Source organism: Actinoplanes auranticolor (assembly GCF_018332655.1).
In the GTDB taxonomy this organism is placed as follows: Bacteria; Actinomycetota; Actinomycetes; order Mycobacteriales; family Micromonosporaceae; genus Actinoplanes; species Actinoplanes auranticolor.
Genome location: NZ_BOQL01000077.1, coordinates 37,765 through 57,377, shown reverse-complemented (window position 1 = coordinate 57,377; position 19,613 = coordinate 37,765). Strand labels below are relative to the sequence as shown.

18 protein-coding genes are annotated in these 19,613 nt (G+C 72.7%); 13 read left to right on the top strand and 5 right to left on the bottom strand.

Annotation, left to right across the window (positions count from 1 at the left end):
- Positions 1 to 184 precede the first annotated feature (184 nt).
- The gene (locus Aau02nite_RS40930; RefSeq protein WP_246595830.1) at positions 185 to 1,882 is read left to right on the top strand and encodes a coiled-coil domain-containing protein; all 1,698 of its coding nucleotides are present in this window, start codon (positions 185 to 187) and stop codon (positions 1,880 to 1,882) included.
- A 61-nt stretch (positions 1,883 to 1,943) separates the two neighbouring features.
- Positions 1,944 to 3,173 carry an AI-2E family transporter gene (locus Aau02nite_RS40925; protein ID WP_212994048.1) on the top strand — a complete coding sequence of 410 codons (1,230 nt, stop codon included), beginning with the start codon at positions 1,944 to 1,946 and terminating at the stop codon, positions 3,171 to 3,173.
- Positions 3,174 to 3,213: 40 nt separating this feature from the next.
- On the opposite strand, the gene Aau02nite_RS40920 is transcribed toward Aau02nite_RS40925, so the two are convergent.
- The gene (locus Aau02nite_RS40920; protein ID WP_212994047.1) at positions 3,214 to 4,014 is read right to left on the bottom strand and encodes an alpha/beta hydrolase; all 801 of its coding nucleotides are present in this window, start codon (positions 4,012 to 4,014) and stop codon (positions 3,214 to 3,216) included.
- A 48-nt stretch (positions 4,015 to 4,062) separates the two neighbouring features.
- Positions 4,063 to 4,398 (bottom strand): Rv1322 family protein, encoded by a 336-nt coding sequence (locus Aau02nite_RS40915; protein WP_212994046.1) that lies wholly within the window; start codon positions 4,396 to 4,398, stop codon positions 4,063 to 4,065.
- A gap of 57 nt (positions 4,399 to 4,455) precedes the next feature.
- On the opposite strand from Aau02nite_RS40915, the gene Aau02nite_RS40910 reads away from it, so the two are divergent.
- From Aau02nite_RS40910 to Aau02nite_RS40900, 3 genes are read left to right on the top strand one after another with little or no spacing between them, the layout of a single operon-like run.
- Complete coding sequence (locus Aau02nite_RS40910; protein ID WP_212994045.1) at positions 4,456 to 5,949, top strand: aldehyde dehydrogenase family protein; 1,494 nt, start codon at positions 4,456 to 4,458, stop codon at positions 5,947 to 5,949.
- A 24-nt stretch (positions 5,950 to 5,973) separates the two neighbouring features.
- The gene (locus tag Aau02nite_RS40905) at positions 5,974 to 6,621 is read left to right on the top strand and encodes an ABC transporter ATP-binding protein (protein WP_212994044.1); all 648 of its coding nucleotides are present in this window, start codon (positions 5,974 to 5,976) and stop codon (positions 6,619 to 6,621) included.
- Positions 6,618 to 8,117 carry a DUF6297 family protein gene (locus tag Aau02nite_RS40900; RefSeq protein ID WP_212994043.1) on the top strand — a complete coding sequence of 500 codons (1,500 nt, stop codon included), beginning with the start codon at positions 6,618 to 6,620 and terminating at the stop codon, positions 8,115 to 8,117. The genes Aau02nite_RS40905 and Aau02nite_RS40900 overlap by 4 nt, the downstream gene beginning before the upstream one ends.
- A gap of 12 nt (positions 8,118 to 8,129) precedes the next feature.
- Here Aau02nite_RS40900 and nucS read toward each other — a convergent pair whose 3' ends face one another.
- Positions 8,130 to 8,789, bottom strand: a complete 660-nt coding sequence (nucS, locus tag Aau02nite_RS40895) for an endonuclease NucS (RefSeq protein ID WP_212994042.1) — start codon at positions 8,787 to 8,789, stop codon at positions 8,130 to 8,132.
- A 58-nt stretch (positions 8,790 to 8,847) separates the two neighbouring features.
- Between nucS and Aau02nite_RS40890 the strand changes: the two genes are divergently transcribed.
- The 6 genes from Aau02nite_RS40890 to Aau02nite_RS40865 all read left to right on the top strand — a co-directional run bounded on the left by Aau02nite_RS40890 (position 8,848) and on the right by Aau02nite_RS40865 (position 15,978).
- The gene (locus tag Aau02nite_RS40890; protein ID WP_212994041.1) at positions 8,848 to 9,474 is read left to right on the top strand and encodes a DUF4126 domain-containing protein; all 627 of its coding nucleotides are present in this window, start codon (positions 8,848 to 8,850) and stop codon (positions 9,472 to 9,474) included.
- An 8-nt stretch (positions 9,475 to 9,482) separates the two neighbouring features.
- Positions 9,483 to 10,838 carry a hypothetical protein gene (locus Aau02nite_RS40885; protein WP_212994040.1) on the top strand — a complete coding sequence of 452 codons (1,356 nt, stop codon included), beginning with the start codon at positions 9,483 to 9,485 and terminating at the stop codon, positions 10,836 to 10,838.
- An 85-nt stretch (positions 10,839 to 10,923) separates the two neighbouring features.
- The gene (locus tag Aau02nite_RS40880) at positions 10,924 to 13,560 is read left to right on the top strand and encodes an FtsK/SpoIIIE domain-containing protein (RefSeq protein ID WP_212994039.1); all 2,637 of its coding nucleotides are present in this window, start codon (positions 10,924 to 10,926) and stop codon (positions 13,558 to 13,560) included.
- A complete protein-coding gene (locus tag Aau02nite_RS40875; protein ID WP_212994038.1) occupies positions 13,547 to 14,284 on the top strand; it encodes a hypothetical protein in 738 nt (245 codons plus the stop codon). Before Aau02nite_RS40880 ends, Aau02nite_RS40875 begins: the two co-directional genes overlap by 14 nt.
- A gap of 24 nt (positions 14,285 to 14,308) precedes the next feature.
- Positions 14,309 to 15,187: an ABC transporter ATP-binding protein gene (locus Aau02nite_RS40870; RefSeq protein WP_212994037.1), complete on the top strand. Its 879-nt coding sequence runs from the start codon at positions 14,309 to 14,311 to the stop codon at positions 15,185 to 15,187.
- A gap of 8 nt (positions 15,188 to 15,195) precedes the next feature.
- A complete protein-coding gene (locus Aau02nite_RS40865) occupies positions 15,196 to 15,978 on the top strand; it encodes an ABC transporter permease (protein ID WP_246595823.1) in 783 nt (260 codons plus the stop codon).
- On the opposite strand, the gene Aau02nite_RS40860 is transcribed toward Aau02nite_RS40865, so the two are convergent.
- Positions 15,975 to 16,823: a 3-hydroxyacyl-CoA dehydrogenase family protein gene (locus Aau02nite_RS40860; protein WP_212994035.1), complete on the bottom strand. Its 849-nt coding sequence runs from the start codon at positions 16,821 to 16,823 to the stop codon at positions 15,975 to 15,977. The two genes, Aau02nite_RS40865 and Aau02nite_RS40860, sit on opposite strands and share 4 nt — an antisense overlap.
- Before the next feature lie 124 nt (positions 16,824 to 16,947).
- Here Aau02nite_RS40860 and Aau02nite_RS40855 point away from each other — a divergent pair, with 124 nt between their 5' ends.
- On the top strand, positions 16,948 to 17,304 hold the full coding sequence (locus Aau02nite_RS40855) for a hypothetical protein (RefSeq protein ID WP_212994034.1): 357 nt from the start codon (positions 16,948 to 16,950) through the stop codon (positions 17,302 to 17,304).
- Positions 17,305 to 17,509: 205 nt separating this feature from the next.
- On the opposite strand, the gene murA is transcribed toward Aau02nite_RS40855, so the two are convergent.
- On the bottom strand, positions 17,510 to 18,796 hold the full coding sequence (gene murA, locus Aau02nite_RS40850; RefSeq protein WP_212994086.1) for a UDP-N-acetylglucosamine 1-carboxyvinyltransferase: 1,287 nt from the start codon (positions 18,794 to 18,796) through the stop codon (positions 17,510 to 17,512).
- Between the two features lie 40 nt (positions 18,797 to 18,836).
- On the opposite strand from murA, the gene Aau02nite_RS40845 reads away from it, so the two are divergent.
- Positions 18,837 to 19,409, top strand: coding sequence for a cob(I)yrinic acid a,c-diamide adenosyltransferase (locus Aau02nite_RS40845; RefSeq protein WP_212994033.1), 573 nt, complete (start codon positions 18,837 to 18,839; stop codon positions 19,407 to 19,409).
- Positions 19,410 to 19,613: the final 204 nt, after the last annotated feature.

Below are 19,613 nucleotides of genomic sequence, written 5' to 3'. Positions count from 1 at the left end.
AGGTGTGCGCCACGGTGGAGACGACCGGGTGGGCTGGGCGAAGCATCAACGGGCCGTACCGGAGTCCTCCGGTACGGCCCGTTTGTTTCCGCCAGTAGCCTGAGTACAGACAAATCGCAACCAGACGCATAGTCCCGCCAGGCCGGTGTGTATCGACACGTCACGGGACGATGCGTATGTGAGGATGGAAAGTATGTCGCACGGCGGGGAAATCTTCGGTCTCGGTGGAGACGCAGCCTCCGAGCCCAGCTTCGAGACCGCCCTGCGGGGTTACGAGAAGAAGCAGGTCGAGCGCTACGTCGCGCGGGCCGAGAACGAGATCGCCGCCCTGGTCAGTGAGCGTGAACAGGCCTATTCGCAGATCCAGGCGATGGCCGGGCAGATCGACCGCCTGCAGCAGGAGGCCGCCCAGTCGCGGCGCCAGCCGGGTCTGGCCGAGGTCTCCTTCCGCCACCTCGGGCCGAAGGTGGAGGAGATCCTCGCCAAGGCCGAGGAGGTCGCCGCCGACATCAAGAGCTCCGCCACCGACGACATCGCCGCCCGGCTCGCCGAGGCCGAGCGGATCCGCGCCGAGGCCGAGGCGCACGCCCACGACGGCATCCGCGACTTCGAGATCACCCTGGCCGCCCGCCGGGCCGAGGAGGAGAAGGTCGACGCCGCCCGCCGCGCCGCCGCCGAGAAGGCCGTCGCGAGCAGCCGCCAGGCCGCCGAGCAGCTGCGCGCCGAGGCCGAGTCCACCCTCGCCCGGGCCCGCGCCGAGGCCCAGCAGCTCACCGAGCGCGCCGCGCACGAGGTGCAGCGCCAGCGGGCCGAGGCCGAGGGCTACGTCAAGTCCACCCGGATGCAGGCCGATCAGGAGATCAAGGCCCTCCGGGACAAGACCCAGCAGGACGTGGCGAAGCAGCGCGCGGAGGCCGACCGCGAGCGCACCGAGCTGAAGGCTGCCGTCGACCGCGAGATCGCCCAGCGCCGCCAGGAGCTCACCCAGGAGCTCACGCAGATGCGCGCCGCGGTCGAGAAGCAGTGCGCCGACCTGCGCAGCGAGGCCGACAAGTACGCCGAGGAGGTCCTGCGCCGCTCGGACGAGCAGGCCACCGCGATCCGCCAGGAGATCGCCGGCCAGCAGAACAAGATCGCCGCGGCCGGCCGGGACCTGGCCACCGCGCAGGCCAAGGTGACCGAGGCCGAGAAGAAGGCAGCCGACGCGGTCGAGCGGTCCCAGCAGGCCGAGCAGGAGACCCAACGCGTCCAGCAGCGCCTGACCGACGTCAAGGCGGAGCTCGAGCGTGAGCTGGTGCACGTCGAGGAGGCCAAGCGGGCCGGCGAGGCCGCCGAGCGTCGCGCCACCGAGGTCCGCCGCCAGGTGCAGCGGGAGGCCAAGCGCGTCGCCGAACTGGCCTCGGCCGCCGTGCTCGCCGCCGCGGCCTCGCCGGACCCCGACGACGACGAGGACGACAGGCCGGAGCAGTCCGCGACCGCCCAGCGCCCGGCCGCCGCTCAGCGCCCGGCCCCCCAGACCCCGGCTCCCCAGGCCCCAGCGGCCCGACCTGCAACCGCCCAGCCCGCAAGCGCCCAGGGGTCGACCGCCCAGCCGGCGAGCGCTCAGAGTCCGACCAGCCAGCCGGCAAACGCTCAGGGTCCGACCGACCAGCGTTCGACCACTCAGCCCCCCACGGCGACGGGACAGGCCTCGGTGACGTCGGCCGGCCAGCACGCCGCCCCGGAGAAGCCCGCGACGGCTGAGAAGACGGCACCGGCCGACAAGGCCGCGCCGGCCGACAAGGCCGCGGCGCCCGGTTCGCCGGCACCGGCCAAGGTGAGCGCCTCGGCCAAGGTCACCACCCGCCCGGCCGGCAGCCGGGTCGGCGTCGACGCCGACTGACCGGCGGGGTCTTTACCCGTACCGATACATTGCGCGCCGGGAAGTCCCGGTCGCCGCACCGGTGGTCCACCGCTGCCCGGGCCTCCCACGTTCCTGTGTGGAGGTCCCGGTGACGGCCGACGAGCCCCGCCCGGTCGAGGACGACGCCGCCCCACCAGCAGCGCCGCCGCCCGCCGCCGAGCCGGAGCCGCCCGCCCAGCCGCCCGCCGCCCAGCGGCCCGCCGCCGAGCCGGACCGTGACGGGCAGTTCGGTGCGCCCGGCCGCCCGCTCAACCGGCGCAACCCGTTCCTGGTGGGGTTGCTCGGCGGGCTGGGCCTGCTGACGGCGTACGGGATCTTCCTCGGCCTGCGCAACGCGGCGTCGATCCTGGTGCTCATCTTCATCGCGCTGTTCCTGGCGATCGGCCTCAACCCGGCCGTCAGCCGGCTCCGCCGCTGGGGGCTCCCGCGTGGCCTGGCCGTGACGGTCATCGCGCTGGCGGTCGTGCTGCTGCTCTGCGGCGGCGTCTTCGCGCTGGTGCCACCGCTGGTCACCCAGACCGGTCAGCTGATCGAGAACGTGCCGGGCTACATCGAGAGCCTCCAGCGCAACGAATCGGTCCGCGACCTGGTCCAGCAGTACGACATCCTGGCCAAGGTGCAGGGCGCCCTGGACGCGGGCACGGTCACCAACGCGCTGGGCGGCGTGGTCGGCGGCGCCCGGCTGCTCTTCGGCACGATCTTCAACGTGCTGACCGTGCTGGTGCTGGTCATCTACTTCCTGGCGGCGTTCGACCGGATCAAGGAAGGCGGGTACGCCCTGGTCCCGCGCTCGCGGCGGCAGCGGGTGCGGCTGCTCACCGACGAGATCCTGGGCAAGGTCGGGGCGTACATGGTCGGCGCGATCGCCATCGCCGTGCTGGCCGGGCTGAGCACCTGGGTGTTCGCCATGATCGTCGGGCTGGCCTACCCGTTCGCGCTGGCGGTGGTGGTGGCCGTCTGTGACCTGATCCCGCAGATCGGCGCCACGCTCGGCGCGGTCATCGTCAGCTTGGTCGGCCTGGCCGCCTCCCTGCCGGCCGGCATCGGGTGCATCGTCTTCTTCCTGATCTACCAGCAGGTGGAGAACTACCTGATCTATCCGAACGTGATGCGCCGTTCGGTGAAGGTCAGCGACGTGGCCGCTGTGACGGCCGCGCTGCTGGGTGTGGGGCTCTTCGGGGTGATCGGCGCGCTGATCGCGATCCCGATGGTCGCGGCGATCCAGTTGACCGTGCGCGAGGTCGTGAAACCCAGCATGGAGAACAAATAGCGCGAACTTCGCCCGGGTTTTCCGCCGCGGGTCGGCCCAGTCAGTCGGCGAGCGGCTTGGGCACGGGCACGTCGGCGAAGGCGGCCACCGTACGGTCGGCGTACGCGTTCGTGTCGCCCGACTCGATCGGCCCGTCCCAGGTCCGCGGCAGCGGCACCGGCACGTCGGGGGCGACCCGCCGCACGATCTCGTCCAGCACCTTCTCCGCGTCGCCGACCCACAGGTGCTTGGCGCCCGGCACCCCGACGACCTCGGCCTGCGGGATCTCCGCGAAGCGCGATTCGGCCTCGGCCGGCCGCAGATAGTCGTCGAACTCGGGCACGAGCGCGGTCAGCGGCTTGCCGCCGGCGGCCCAGGCGGCGAGATGGTCGGGCTGGGAGAAGCGCAGCGGCGGGGACAGCAGGATCGCGCCCGTGACGGCCGGGTCGAGCCCGTGCATCAGCGTCAGGTCGGTGCCGAAGGACCAGCCGATCAGCCAGACGTTCGGCAGGTCGTGGAACTCCGCGTACTCGATCGCGGCGGCGACGTCGAAGCGCTCGTCGACGCCCGAGGAGAACTCGCCCTCGCTGGTGCCGCGCACGCTGGACGTGCCCCGGGTGTTGAACCGCAGCACCGCGACCCCGGCCAGCGCGGGGAGCCGCCAGGCCGCCTTGCGGAAGACATGGCTGTCCATCATCCCGCCGTGGGTCGGCAGCGGGTGCAGGCAGATCAGCGTGGCCACGGGCTCGCCGGACTCCGGCCTGGCCAGCTCGCCGACCAGGGTGAGCCCGTCGGCGGTGTGCAAGGTGATGTCCTCGCGCCGGGCGGGCAGCACGGAGTTGGCACGGATCTGATTGGTCATGGAAAGCCTTCAGTCCTTCTCTGGGCGGCGGGTGGGGCGGTCGGATGGCTATCCTCGCCCATAGCGGGGGGCGTTGCGCGAGCGCTCCACACCCGGGCTGCGCCGGTCCCGGGCGCGCCAGCAGCCGGTGTGCCAGTGCCGCCGGTCGCTCTCGTCCCCGCGCTCGTCGGCCGGCCAGGCCACGATGTGCGCGACGCCCGGGCGGATCTCCTGCATGCAGCCGGGGCAGCGGTACGTCTTGGTGGCCGCGCCGCCGAAGATCGACCGGACCATCCACTCGCCGTCCTGGTACTGCTGGACGCCCTCGATGCCCTTGCGGGTGCGCTCGTCACCCAGCGGCGCGGACGCGGTGTCGCGACGGGGGCGGTTACGGCGAGGACTCACGATAATCAAGCGTACGTGTGAGGTGCGGCACGCTGAATGCGACTTAGACTCACGTTCATGACGGCTACCCGTACTCCCGGCATGCCCGTGGTCGAGGACGGCTTCCTCGTCTCGACCAGCCCTGCGACCGGTGTCGAGGCGGGCCGCGTCCCGATCTCGGACGGCAAGGGGGTCGAGGCCGCCGTGGAGCGTGCCCGCACCGCCGGCGCCTGGTGGGCCGGCCTCAACTTCGACGGCCGCCGGACGCGGCTGCTGCGCTGGCGGGCCCTGCTCGCCGAGCGCATCGAGGAGCTGGCCACGCTGACCCACGCGGAGACCGGCAAGCCGCTGGCCGACGCCATCGTCGAGGCCACCGCGGCCATCGAGCACATCGACTGGGCCGCCCGCAACGCCAAGCGCGTGCTGGGCCCCCGCCGGATGCGGACCCGGCTGCTGGTCGCCGAGCACTCGGGCCACCTGGAGTACCAGCCGTACGGCGTGGTCGGCGTCATCGGCCCGTGGAACTACCCCATCCTCACGCCGCTGGGCCCGATCAGCGGCGCGCTGGCCGCCGGCAACGCGGTCGTGCTCAAGCCCAGCGAGTACACCCCCGCGGTGGGCCAGTGGCTGGCCGACACCTTCGCCGAGATCGTCCCCGAGGAGCCGGTGTTCCAGGTCGTGCACGGCCTCGGGGACGTCGGCGCCGCGCTGTGCCGCTCCGGGGTCGGCAAGGTCTCCTTCACCGGTTCCACCGCCACGGCGAAGAAGGTCATGGCCGCCTGCGCCGAGACGCTCACCCCGGTGGTGCTGGAGGCCGGCGGCAAGGACGCGCTGATCGTGGACGCCGACGCGGACGTGAACGCCGCGGCCGAGGCGGCCGTCTGGGGCTCGATGACCAACGCCGGGCAGACCTGCATCGGCATCGAGCGGGTCTACGCGGTGGCGCCGGTCTACGACGCCTTCGTCGCGGCCGTGGTGGAGAAGGCCGGCAAGCTGCGCCTCGGCGAGGAGATCGGGCCGATCACCATGCCGGGCCAGGTGGACGTCATCCGCCGGCACATCGACGACGCGCTCGCCGACGGCGGCCGGGCCCTGCTCGGTGGGGCCGGCGCGGTGCAGCCGCCCAACGTCGCCCCGACCGTGCTGGTCGACGTGCCGGAGAGCTCCGCCGCGATCCGCGAGGAGACCTTCGGTCCCACGGTCACCATCACCAAGGTGGCCGACGCCGAGGAGGCGATCAGCCGGGCCAACGCACTGCCGTACGGGCTGGGCGGGGCGGTCTTCGGCAAGGCCAACGGGATCCGGATCGCCCGGCGCCTGCACACCGGCATGGTGGCGGTGAACTCGACGCTGAGCTTCGTGGGGATGGCCACGCTGCCGTTCGGCGGGGTCGGCGACTCCGGCTTCGGGCGCATCCACGGCGAGGACGGGCTGCGCGAGTTCGGCCGGGCCAAGTCGATCACCGTACGGCGGGGACCGTCGCTGCTGCCCGCGATGACCTTCGAGCGCACCCCGGCCCAGGTCGGCAGAATCGTCAAGGCCGTCAAGCTCCTGTACGGCCGCCGCCCGTAAAACCTGTTTGCTAGCGTCACCCCGGTGGATCATTCCGCTATCGAGGTCCGCGACCTGTCGGTGAGCTACGGCTCCACGCCCGTGCTGGTGGACGTCCGGCTCACCGTGCCGGTCGGCGCCGGCGTCTGCGTGATCGGCGAGAACGGCATCGGCAAGTCGACGCTGCTGCGCTGCGTGGCGAGCCTGCAGCGCCCCGACGCGGGTGAGATCGAGATCTTCGGCGCCCCGCCCGGGTCCACACCGGAGTTCTGGCGGGCCGTGGTCACCACCGTGGAGCCGCCGACCTGGTATCCGGGCCTGACCGCGCGGGAGCACGCCGAGCTGGTCTGCCGGGCCCACGGCCTGGACCCGGCGGCGGCCGGGATGGACGAGACGCTGGACCGCTTCGGCATCGCCTCGCATGCCGACGCCATCCCGCCCTCGCTGTCGTCGGGGCAGAAACAGCGCCTCACGCTGGCGCTGGCGTTCCTGCGGCCGAGCCGGTTGCTGATCCTGGACGAGCCGGAGCAGCGGCTCGACCCCGAGGGCCGGGCGCTGGTGGCGGGCCTGCTGCACGACTATCTCGCCGACGGCGGCACGGTGCTGATGGCCAGCCACGACGACGCGTTCGCGGCCGCGGCGGGCACCACCACGGTGAGCATGGCGGACCTGCATACCGTCGACGCGCAGTGACCGCCCCGGTCAGCGTCGGGGCCCTGCGCCGCTGGGTGCGCCGCACCCGGTCCGCGCACCGCGAGCGCGGCGAGACCCTGGGCAACTACTACTTCGCCGTGCTGTTCGTGCTCATCGTCGGCGGCATCGTGCACAAGCAGATCGCCGCCGTGGTCTGGCCGGCCGAGCCGAACGCCTCCGAGCTGGCCGGTGACTCCCTGATGCTGGTCATCGCCGGTGGGCTCTACCTGGCCCTGCGCCGGCTCGGTCCGCTCGCGTTGAGTCGCCCGGCCGCATCCTGGCTGCTCACCGCCCCGGTCAGCCGGCGCCGCCTGCTGCTGCCGTCGCTGTGGGTGGCGCTGATCGGCGCCGCCGCGGCGGGAGCCGTGGGCGGCCTGGCCGTGCTCGGTCATGTGGCCGCCCGCCCGGTGCCGGGTGCGGACGCGCTGCTGCCCCTGGTCGGGTTGCTGCTCGGCGGCGTGCTGCTGCTGGTCGCGCTGGCCGCGCAGACCGGCCGCCGGTGGTCGGCCTGGGTGGACCAAGCGGCGTACCTGGTGGTGGCGGCCGGACTCGTCGGGCTGGTCGTCGACTCGGCCGCCGGTGCACCGCGCGCGGGCCCCGGGTGGCCCGCGGCATCGGTCGTCACCGCGCTGGCGGGTGCGCTCACGGTGGTCGTGACCGTGCTCTTCGTGCTGGCGGTACGGCGGCTCGCCGCGACCCCGAACGAGCGGATCCTGGAGGCGTCCAGGACAGCCGGCACGCTCTTCGACTCGGCCTACGGCATGGAACCGTCGTTCGTGACCGAGATGGTGGAACGGCGCTACTGGGCCCACCGCAGGCTCAGGTCACAGCGGCTCTGGCCCCGGCTACCGGTCCTGGTGGCCCAGGACCTGGTGTTGCTGCGCCGCCGCCCGCGACGGGTCCTGTGGGTGGCCGGCGCCAGCACCCTGCCCGCCCTGCTGGCGCACGCTCCCGGCTGGATCCTGGGGCTCGCCGTGCTGGCCGGTGGCCTGATCGCCGGTGGCGTGACGGCCGGGACGATCCGTACGGACGCCGGCAACCCGTTCATGCTGCGCCTGCTCGGTCTCAGCTCGCGCCGGGCGATCGGCCAGCGGCTCTGGGTGCCCGGGGTGCTCTCCGGGCTCTGGTACGCCGCCGCGCTGACTCTGCTCTGGGCGCTCGGCGACCTGCCGGCCGGTCCGTGGTGGGCGCTGGGCCTGGTGCTGGGCCCGGTCGGCGCGGCGGCGACGATGCGCAAGGCCCGGGTGGGTTTCGTCGACAACGGACTGATGCCGCTGGACACCCCGATGGGCTCCGTCTCCACCGGGCCGGTGCTCAACGCCGTCGCCGGGCTCGACGTGCTGCTGCTGGGCCTGCCCATGGTCGTGCAGATCGCCCAGGGCGGCCCGCTGAGCTGGACCGGTGTGCTCGTCCAGGCCGCGGTCGCGGTGATCGGGATGCGGGCCTACCTGAACGCGACGACCGAGACCGACCGGGTGGAGCTGAGCGGCCGCTAGACCCGGCAGCCGTCAGAACAGCGTCAGCTCGTTGCGTTCCATGCCGCGCAGCTTGTCGTAGTCGACCACCACGCAGCGGATCCCGCGGTCGGTGGCCAGCACCCGGGCCTGCGGCTTGATCTCCTGAGCGGCGAAGACGCCCTGCACCGGCGCGAGCAGCGGGTCGCGGTTCATCAGCTCGAGGTAGCGGGTGAGCTGCTCCACGCCGTCGATGTCACCGCGGCGCTTGATCTCCACCGCCACCGCGCCCCCGCCGGCGTCGCGGCAGAGCAGGTCGACCGGGCCGATCGCGGTCATGTACTCGCGGCGGACCAGGGTCCAGCCCTCGCCGAAGGTCGCCGGGTGGGCCGCGAGCAGCTCCTGCAGGTGCGCCTCGACGCCGTCCTTGACCAGGCCGGGGTCGACGCCCAGCTCGTACGAGGTGTCCTGGAAGATCTCCTCGAGGGTGATCCGCAGCTCCTCGCCGGCCTTGTTGACGACCTTCCACACGCCCGGCGCCTCCTGCAGCTTGCAGGGCGGGCTCATCCAGTTCAGCGGCTTGTAGGCACGGTCGTCGGCGTGGATGGACACCGAGCCGTCGGCCTTGACCATCAGGAGCCGGGTCGCCGGCGGCAGGTGGGCGGAGAGTCGGCCGACATAGTCCACGGAGCATTTCGCAATGACCAGGCGCACCCGACGAGGGTAGCCTCCGCACCCGGCCGGGCAAGCGCGGCGGTGCCATGCTGATGGTGTGCTCGAAGCGCTCACCGGTACCGGCCTGGCGGCATCCGCCGGTCTGAATGCCTACATCCCCCTGCTCACCATGGGTCTGCTGGCCCGCTACACCGACGCCATCAACCTGCCCGGCGGCTGGCAGTGGCTCTCCAACGGCTGGGTCATCGGCATCCTCGCGGTGCTGCTGGCGGTCGAGGTGGTCGCCGACAAGATCCCCGTGGTGGACCACGTCAACGACATCGTGCAGACCGTGGTCCGGCCGACCGCGGGCGGGCTGGCCTTCGGGGCCGGGTCGTCGTCCGAGACGGTGACCGTGTCCGATCCGGGCGCCTTCTTCGGTTCCCACCAGTGGGTGCCGGTGGCCGCCGGGGTGGTGATCGCGCTCTGCGTGCACGGCGTGAAGGCCGCCTCCCGCCCGGTGGTGAACGCCACCACCGCCGGCGTCGGCGCACCGGTGGCCAGCACTGCGGAGGACTTCGGCAGCGTCGCGCTGTCCCTGCTGGCGATCCTGTTGCCGGTGCTGGTCCTGCTCGGACTCGTGCTGCTGGTGCTCGGCGGCTGGTGGGTGATCAAGCGGCGCCGGCAGCGGCGGCGGGATCGGCGACCGGTTGAGGGTGTCGGGACCCGCCGTCTGTTTGGTTGACTGCTGCGATGGCCGCGATCGCCGTACCAGCCTTCGCCCTGACCTGGTGGCTCGGTTGCTACCTGGTGGGACGCGATCCCACCCGCGCATTGCTGTGGCGCGCGGCGGGCGCCCTGGTGGCGTACGCCCTCGCGGTCGCCGCCTGGACCGTGCAGCCGGGTTCCGGGGCGGCGCAGGTGCTGCTCTGCGTGCCGGCGCTGTGCTGGGCCGGGGTCGCGGTGGGGCTGCTGCCGCCCGGCGCGCCCGAGCACCGGCAGGTCAACCGGGGCTGGCCGGTCGCCGCGCTGGTGTTCCTGGTCCTCGCGGCGGCGCTGCCGGACGTGGGCAAGCTGGTCGCGCTGGCCCCGCTGGCCGGCGGCCTGGTGCTGCTGCTGCGCTACCGCGAGCGGGTACGCCCGGCCTCCCTGCCGACCGCGCTGACCGCCGCCGCGGTCCTCTACACCCTCGGGCTCATCGTGGTGCTGGGCCCGATCGACCTGGGCCCGCCCACGCTGGTGATCGCCGCGATGGGCCTCGATCTGCTGGTCATGGGTTACCTGGTGGCAGTGGCTGACGCCGTGGAGTCGGGCGAACGCCTGCTGCCGGATCTGCGCCGGTCCCTGCTGGCCGCGGTGCCGGCGGTGCTGCTCTGCGGTGGCCCCGCGGCGCTGACCATGCTCGCCGTGCCCGGCCGGGACACGGTCACCGTGCTGCAGTTCGTGCTGGTGGCGGTGGTGCTGAGCGCGGTCGGCCTGGCCGGGGAGCTGCGGGCGGGGCTGGACCGGCTGGCCTTCCTCACCGACGACCGGCTGCGGCTGACCCGCGACAGCCTGCTGCGGGCGGCCGACGCGCTGCCCCGGCGGCGGGAGCGGCACCAGATGCTCGCGCTGGACGCCGACGAGTTCCGCCGGCTGACCCGCCGCGCGCTGGAGGACTTCGGCGACGTGGGCCGGCTGTTGCGCAATCCGCTGGTCGAACTGCCCTCGGTGGACCGCCGGCTGGCGGCGCGTGGGCCGGGGGCGGCCGATCAGCCGCTGCTGCGGGCGGCGGAGCTGCAGGCGGTGCTCACCGAGCACGTGGCCCGGCTCAAGCCGTCCGGGGTGTTCGGCACCACCGAGGAGTGGCGGTTCTTCAACGCGCTGCACTACTGCAGCGTGCGGGGGCTGCGGCCGTACCAGCGGGGTCCGCAGCCGGAGGGCCTGGACCGCGATGCCCGGCGGGCCGTCGACTGGTTCCGCCGGTACGTGCCCCGGCGCTCGCTGCGCCGGTGGCAGGCCGAGGGCGCGGCCATGGTCGCCGCGCAGCTCTGGCGGGAGCTGGTGAGCACCGATCCGCGCTGGCTGACCGGGGCGGGAGCGGCCCCGCGCCGGCAACCCGTGCGGTGACGCTTCGGCGGCGACACGCGCCACCTCAAGCAGACAAGCACCCCAAACTGGTTAAAATCCCCCATCTTGGAATCCGGGGGGTGCAGTGGGTAGCCACCGCAACGCACTGGTCGCCGTCGTCCGGCAGGAGCTGGCCGAAGCGCGCGGCACCGCCCGGGCCGTGCTGGCCGCCGCCGAGTCGGCCCGCAGCGAGGCCCTGCGCCGCAAACAGCTGATCCGGGATGCGTACTCCACCTGCCTGGCCCAGCTGGCCGAGGCGCGGGAGGCAGCCCGGGAGGACATTTTGCGCCGGACCCGGACCGAGGCCGGCTCGCTCACCCGCAACGTCGAGTCGCTCGCCGCCCTGTACGCCTCCGGCGCGGCCGGTACGGCGTGGCGCTACTGGACTCCCACCGAACCCGACCGGGTCACCCGCCCCGGGCTGCTGCGGATCGGCACCATCGGTTACGACCCCGGCGACGGGGAACGGCGCCTGCCCGCCCTCGTACCGCTGCTCGACCACGCCCACGTCAACCTCGCCGGCGACCGGGAAGCCGCCGACGGGGTCATCTCCGGTCTGCTGCTGCGCGCGCTCGGCACCACCCGGCCCGGCGACGTCCGGCTCACCGTCTACGACCCCGAACAGCTCGGCGGGACGCTGGCCGCGTTCGCCCCGCTGGGCCACGCCGGCCTGCTGTCCTTCATCGGTCCCGGCGGGCTCGGCCCGATGCTCGACGACCTGGTGGAACAGATCTGCCGGGTCAACGAGACGGTCCTGGCCGGCGAGTACGCCTCCCTGGCCGAGCTCATCGCCGCGACGCCCGGCCCGCGCCCGGAGCCCTGGCGGATCATCGTGCTGCTGGCCGACGCCGAGCTCAGCCCCGGCCAGCGGGCCCAGCTGGACCGGGTCGCCCGGACCGGCGTGGCCTGCGGCGTACACCTGGTGGTCCGGGGGCTGGACCTGGCGCCGCATCCCACGGTGGAGCGCATCGAGGTCGAGGGCGAGACCGCCACCTGCGACTCCATCGGCGACCTGACCGTACGGCTCGACACCGCCCCGCCACCGGAGCGGATCGCCGGTTTCTGCCGGGCCACGGCCGAACGGCTGCGCCAGGGTCCGCCGCCCGCCCGCTTCGCCGACCTGGAACCGGAGAAGCTGTGGCTGGAGTCGTCCGCGCACGGGCTCAGCGCACCGATCGGGGACAGCACCGACGGCTCGCTGATCGCGGTCCCGCTGGGTGACGACCCGCCGCACGCGCTGATCGGCGGCCCGTCCGGCTCCGGCAAGACCAACCTGATCTACGCCTGGATCGGCTCCCTGGCCGCCCGGTACGGCCCGGCCGAACTCGCTTTCTACCTGCTGGATTTCAAGGAGGGCGTGTCGTTCGCCCGCTTCGCCCCCGGCCCGCGCGACCCGAGCTGGCTGCCGCAGGTGCGCCTGGCCGGGATCAACGTCAACGGCGACCGCGAATTCGGCCTGGCGTTGCTGCGCCACCTGGGCGAGGAACTGCGCACCCGGGCCCAGGCGGCCAAGCGCCACGAGGCCTCGAAGCTGGCCGAGCTGCGCGCCGAGGACCCGAACGGGCACTGGCCCCGGATCGTCGCCGTCATCGACGAGTTCCAGGTGCTGCTGGCCGGTCGGGACGCCCTCGCCGAGGAGGCCGTCGCGCTGCTCGAGGACCTGGCCCGGCGCGGCCGTTCGCAGGGCATCCACCTCGTGCTGGCCAGCCAGGACGTCTCCGGCATCGAGGCGCTGTGGGGCCGTTCCGGCCTGATCGGACAGTTCACGCTGCGTATCGCGTTGCCCAAGGCCCGGCGGATCCTGGCGGACACCAACCTCGCCGCGGCCGTCATCCCCCGCTTCCACGCGGTCGTCAACGCCGACTCCGGCGCGGCCGGCGCCAACCACATCGTCCGGCTGCCCGACGCCGGCGACCGCCAGAACTGGCGCACCCTGCAACGCAAGCTCTGGCATCGGCGGCCGGACAACTGCGTACCGCCGCGGTTGTTCGACGGCGACGCGGTGCCACGGCTGCCGCAGGCGTACCGGCCCACCGGGCGGGTCGCGCATTCCGGCGACGGCGGGATCGGCTCGTCACCGGGAGCGGTGCTGGGCGAGCGGATCGACGTGGCCGCCCGCCCCGCGCGGCTGCGGCTCGGCCGGATGCCCGGGCGCAACCTGGCGGTGCTCGGCACCCGTACCGATGAGGCCTGCGACGTGCTCGCGGCGGCCGCACTCTCCCTGGCCGCGCAGGGGCCGGCCCGGTTCAGTGTCGTCTGCCTCGAACCCGGCGCGGAACGCTCGGCCGCCCGGCTCGTCGCCGAGCTGCCCCAGGCCGACTGGTACGGCCGCGCCGACCTCGATCAGTTCTTCGACGTCCTGGCGCCGGACGGCATCCCGCACTACGTCCTCGGCTACGCCCTGGACGCCGCCGGAGCGTCCTTCCGCGACCGCTGGCGGGCCCTGCTGACCGACGGGCCGGAGCAGCGCATCCACGTCCTGGGCTGGTGGCGGTCGGTGCCCCGGCTGCGCGACGACCTCGGCGGGCCCGGCGCCCGGCTCGACACGATCGGCGCGTGGGTGGCGCTCGACGTGCAGGGCCCGGAGCTCAGTCCGCTCTCCCCCCAGCCCGGCGGCCCGGTCTGGTACCCGCGTGCCCGCCGGGCGCTGTTCTTCGACCGCTCGGTGCACCGCCATCCGGAAGTGATCATCCCGTACGAGGTGAACAGTGACCACACGTGACCGCGACTACCAGCTGATGATGAGCGCGCTCGCCGATGTCGCCCGGCGGCGGGACGCGGCTCTCGCGGACGCCGAGCAGGCGTACCAGGACAGTGCCGCGCAGGCCGCCGGGGAACTCGCCCGGGCCGAGGGTGACGCGATCTCCGCCGATCGCTGGGCGGGCGCCGCGGCGGCCCAGGTGCTCGATGTGGACCGGGAGGCGGCCCGGCTCTGGGAACAGCTGCGTCGGGCCCCGGGCATGCGGGTACGGGCCCTGGGCGAGCTGCCCGAGCCACTGTCCATCGAGGCGCTGCCGCGGACGGCCCTGGAGAGCGGCCCGGACTCCGGCGCCCCGCTGCCGGCGCCCCGGCAGTCGGCCCGGACGCTGCTCGCCCGGGCGGCTGAACGGATCGACGTGACCGTGCGCCCGCCGTTGCGCCGGTCGCTGCCGCGCTTGGCGTTGCCGCTACTGCCCCTGCTGGGTGCGCTGGTGGCCGGACTCTGCGGGCTGGTCGCGGCCGGCCTGGTGACCTTCGGGAGTACGGGGATCCCGGGCGGTGCCGTGCTGCGCGGGCTGGGCTGGCTGGCGTTCCTGCTCGCGCCGTCCGCGGGCGTACCGGTGGCGGCCGCCCTGGCGCACCGCAAGCTGCGGGCCCGCCTGGACATCGGCGGGATCGGGCTGACGCTGATCGGCGGGATGCTGGCGGCGACCATCCTCTCGGTGACCTTCGCATCCTCGCGCTGAGCACCACCCGTATGGTCTCTGCCTATGGAAGCGACCGCGATCGAGGTCAACGGCCTGCGCAAGCTCTACGGTGGCACCGCCGCCGTGGACGGTCTCGATCTCACGGTCCGCAGCGGCGAGATCTTCGCGCTACTCGGCCCGAACGGCGCGGGCAAGACGACCACGGTCGAGATCCTCGAGGGCTACCGCCGGCGCGACGGCGGGCAGGTGAGCGTGCTCGGTGTCGACCCGGCCGTGGTGCACGGCCGGGGCACCCGGACCGATCCGGCCGTGCGGCGCTGGCGCGAGCGGGTCGGCATCGTGCTGCAGGGCACCGGTGAGTTCGACGAGCTGACCGTGGGCGAGGTCGTCACCCACTTCGCCCGCTTCTACCCCGCTCCCGACGATCCCGCCACGGTGATCGACCGGGTCGGCCTGTCCGCCAAGGCGCGGGCCCGCACCCACACGTTGTCCGGCGGGCAGAAGCGCCGCCTGGACGTGGCGCTGGGCATCATCGGCCGGCCCGAGCTGCTGTTCCTGGACGAGCCCACCACCGGCTTCGACCCGGAGGCCCGGCGCGAGTTCTGGGCGCTGATCCGGGACCTGGCCCGGGGCGGGACCACGATCGTGCTGACCACGCACTACCTGGAGGAGGCCGAGACCCTGGCCGACCGGGTCGGGGTCATCACCGCCGGGCGGCTCATCGCGGTGGACACGCCCCGCGAGCTCGGCAACCGGGCCTCCGCCCTGGCCACCGTCTCCTGGCGTACCCCAGAAGGGGTCTGGGAACGCGCGCAGAGCGCGACGCCGACGGCGCTGGTGGCCGACCTGGCCGCGCGCTTCGGCGGCGAGGTCCCGGGCCTGACCGTGACCCGGCCGACCCTCGAGGACATCTACCTGGACATGATCGGCGCAGCGGCATGAGGCTGGGAATGGGACTGGGGCTCCGGCAGGGGGTCCTGGAGATCCGGCAGTTCCTGCGCAGCCGGGAGCAGGTGATGTTCACGCTGGCCTTCCCGGCCATCCTCATCCTGGTCTTCGGCTCGATCTTCTCCGGTGAGATCGGCAACGGCGTCAAGTTCACCCAGTACTTCGTCACCGGCATGATCGCCACCGGACTGATGACGGCCGGCTTCCAGGCGCTGGCCATCCAGATCCCGCAGGAACGCGACCGTGGTGTGCTCAAGCGGCTGCTCGGCACGCCGATGCCGCGCTGGGTCTACTTCGCCGGCAAGGTGCTGATGGTGGCGTTCATCGCGGTGCTGGAGACCGTCATCCTGCTGACCGTGGCGACGCTGCTGTTCGATCTGGACCTGCCGGACACCGGGGCGAAGTGGCTGACGTTCCTGTGGGTGTCGGCGCTGGGCATCACCGCGTGCACGCTGTGCGGGGTGGCGTTCTCGTCGCTGGCGCGGACCGGTCGCAGCGCGCCCGCCGTGGTCACCCCGGTCGCGCTGATCCTGCAGTTCATCTCCGGGGTGTTCTTCGTCTTCACCAGCCTGCCGGGCTGGATGCAGAACGTCGCGTCGCTCTTCCCGCTGAAGTGGATGTGCCAGGGGCTACGGGCGGTGTTCCTGCCGGAGTCGTTCGGCCCGCGCGAGCCCGGCGGCTCCTACGACCTGCCGATGGTCGCCCTGGTGCTTTCAGTGTGGTGCCTGGTGGCCCTCGTCCTGTGTCTGACCACGTTCCGATGGACCACCAAGCGCGACGGCTAATAGGTGTAGAAACCCTTACCGGTCTTGCGACCGAGATCGCCGGCGGTGACCATGCGCTGCAGCAGCTCCGGCGGGAAGAACTTCTCGTCCGCGGTGTCGTGGTAGATGTTCGACGTCGCGTTCAGCATGACGTCCAGGCCGGTCAGGTCCACGGTGGCCAGCGGGCCCATGGCGTGCCCGAAGCCCAGCTTCATCACCGTGTCCAGGTCGGCGGCCGACACCACGCCGGTCTCGACCAGCTTGATCGCCTCGACCAGCAGCGCGGAGAAGAGCCGGTTGGAGACGAAGCCGGCCACGTCCCGCTTGACCTCGACGCAGGTCTTGCCGACCTCCTCGGCGAAGTTGCGCGCGCTCGCCATCGTCTCGTCCGAGGTCTGGTAGCCACGGACCAGCTCGACCAGCTTCATCATCGGCACCGGCGAGAAGAAGTGGATGCCCACGACCGACTCCGGCCGCGCGGTGACCGCCGCGATCTGGGTGATCGGGATGGCGGAGGTGTTGGTGCCGAGCACCGCGCCGGGCTTGCAGATCTTGTCGAGCGCGCGGAAGACCTCGTGCTTGGCCTCCAGCTTCTCGAAGATGGCCTCGACCACCACGTCCGCGTCGGCCATCGCGTCGAGCTCGGTCGTGGTGGTGATCCGGGCGACCGCCGCCTCGGCGTCCTCCGCCGAGATCTTGCCCTTGCCGGCGAACCGGCCCAGGGACTCCCGGATCGCCGCCACACCCCGGGCCAGCGAGGCCTCGTCCAGGTCCCGCAGGGTGACCTGCCAGCCGGCCTGGGCCGCCACCTGGGCGATGCCCGAACCCATCAGACCGGAGCCGATGACCGCGAGTCGACCCGCCATGTGTGCTCTCCTTCTCCACGTTGAGGTAACGCCGACAGCCTAGCCGCCGTGCTTAACGAACGCTCAGGGCCTCGATCGGGGCAAATCCCGGGAAATACCCCGTCGCCGGTGCCAGACTGTGCCCATGCCACCAAGCGACGGCTGGTACCTCCTCGGGCCGTTCATCGCCGTCGCCCTCGTCGGTTTCCTCGGCGCGATCTTCTGGCGGATGGGACTGCAGTGGACGCAGGCCCGCGAGGACCCGCTCCGCGAGCTGTACGCGGGCCTGGCCATCTTCGGCGAGGCCGAGGACTACGGCCTGCTCTGCCCGGCCGCGGCAACCGACGACCCGGACATCGTCGAGGAGATCCGCACCCTGCTGGCGGCCGCGGGCATCCGCTCGACCTCGGCGGTACGCCCGGACGGCCGGCTGCTGGTGCTCGTCTTCCCGGAAGAAGTGGACGAGGCCCGCCGGCTGGTCGGCGGCTCCCCGGCGCTCTGAGGGACCTGACGACATCCCCACCAGTGACGTCATGGACCGAGCAGACCTGAGAAGCTCACGCTGAGCGGCGTCATCCAGAGCCTGAACAGTCGTGGCGCGCTCTTGAGTCTGGTATGGCAGCAGCGCACGACGCTACCCCGCATCACATCGCTGCACTACCTCTTAGACATGGTTCGGCCTACCGTTCACACAAGGCATCGGCGAGTCAGAAGTCGAACGTCGGCTCGGTGACCACCGCACGCTCGACGTCCACGCCCAGGTTGGCCAGGTCCGACACGAAGTCGGGGTACCCACGGTCGATGTGGTGCACCTCGCCGACCTCGGTGACGCCGTCCGCGCACAGCCCGGCGATGACCAGCCCCGCGCCCGCCCGGATGTCGGTGGCCCGGACCGGCGCGCCGGAGAGCCGCTCGCGGCCGTTCACCACGGCGTGGTGGCCGTCGGTGCGGATGTCGGCGCCCAGCCGGACCATCTCGTTCACGAACATGAAGCGGCCGTCGAAGATGTTCTCGGTGATCAGCGAGGAGCCCGCGCTCACCGCGGCCAGCCCGATCGCCATCGGCAGCAGATCCGTGGCGAAGCCCGGGTACGGCAGCGTGACGATGTCGACGGCCTTCGGGCGGTCGTCCATGCGTACCCGGAACTGGTTGTCGCCCGGCTCGACCACCGCGCCGGCCGAGACCAGTTTGTCCAGGGCGATCGCCAGGTATTCCGGCCGGACGCCGTGCACGGTGACGTCGCCGCGGGTCATCGCCGCGCCGAACGCCCAGGTGCCGCCGACGATCCGGTCGCCGACCGTGGTGTGCCGCACCGGCTTGAGTGCCTCGACGCCCTCGACGGTCAGGGTGGAGGTGCCGGCGCCGTCGATCTGCGCGCCCATCGAGGTCAGCATGTCGCAGATGTCGACGATCTCCGGCTCACGGGCCGCGTTGTCGATCTCCGTGACGCCCTTGGCCAGAACCGCGGCCATCAGCAGGTTCTCGGTCGCGCCGACGCTGGGGAAGTCCAGCCAGATCTTGCCGCCGTGCAGGCCGCCCGGCGCGGAGGCGATGACGAAGCCGTGCTCACCGGAGATCTCGGCCCCCATCCGGGCCAGACCGGCGACGTGCATGTCCAGGCCGCGGGAGCCGATCGCGTCGCCGCCGGGGTGCGCGACCCGCACGTAGCCGCGGCGGGCCAGCAGCGGGCCCAGCACGCAGATGGACGCGCGCAGCCGGCGCACCAGGTCGTAGTCGGTCTCACTGCCCGGCTCGGCGGGCACGTCGATGGTCGCCTCGCCGTCGGCCAGCGACACCTCGCAACCCAGCCGGCGCAGCACCTCGGCCATGATCGCCACGTCGGTGATGCGCGGAACGTTGGCCACCACACTGCGGCCCTCGGCGAGCAGGGCGACCGCCATGAGCTTGAGCGCGGAGTTCTTCGCCCCGCCGACCGTGACGTCGCCGGACAGACGGGCGCCACCCTTGACTCTGATCACATCCACGCGGGCCATCGTATGGGTCGCGCCCACCGGCCTCCGTAGGGTGGGGGGCATGGCCGTGCATCTCACCCGCATTTACACCCGCACCGGCGACGCCGGTTCGACCCGCCTGGGCAACAACGAGGTGGCCGCGAAGACCGATCCCCGGGTCGCGGCGTACGCGGACGCCGACGAGTGCAACGCGGCGATCGGGGTGGCGCTCGCGATGGGCGCGCTGGCCCCGGACGTCAAGAGCGTGCTGACCGCGGTGCAGAACGACCTGTTCGACGTGGGCGCCGATCTTTGCAACCCGCTGAGCGACGACCCGCCGTACCCGCCGCTGCGGATCACCGAGGCGTACGTGACCCGGCTCGAGGGCTGGTGCGACGAATACAACGAGCAGTTGCCGGAGCTCGACTCCTTCGTGCTGCCGGGCGGCACCCCGGGGGCGGCGCTGCTGCACGTGGCCCGCACGGTCGCCCGCCGCGCAGAACGCTCGGCCTGGGCGCTCTACGAGGCCGACCAGGAACGCACGTCACTGCTCCCGGCGAAGTACCTGAACCGCCTCTCGGACCTGCTCTTCATCCTGGGCCGGACGGCCAACCCGGGCGGCGACGTGAAGTGGGTGCCGGGCGGGGTGTCGTAATTCCGGGATGCCATAGCTACGCGTCTCGGCGTGCCCAACCGCATCACCGGAGCAGGCGTCCCCACAGTTTCCGGGCCCGTGCGCTGTTCTTGAAACCCGGAATTCACGGCCACGCGTCTCGGCGTGCCCAACCGCATCACCGGAGCTGACGTCCCCACGGTTTCCGGGCCCGTGCCGGGTTCAGGTGGTGACGCCTGCTGCCGG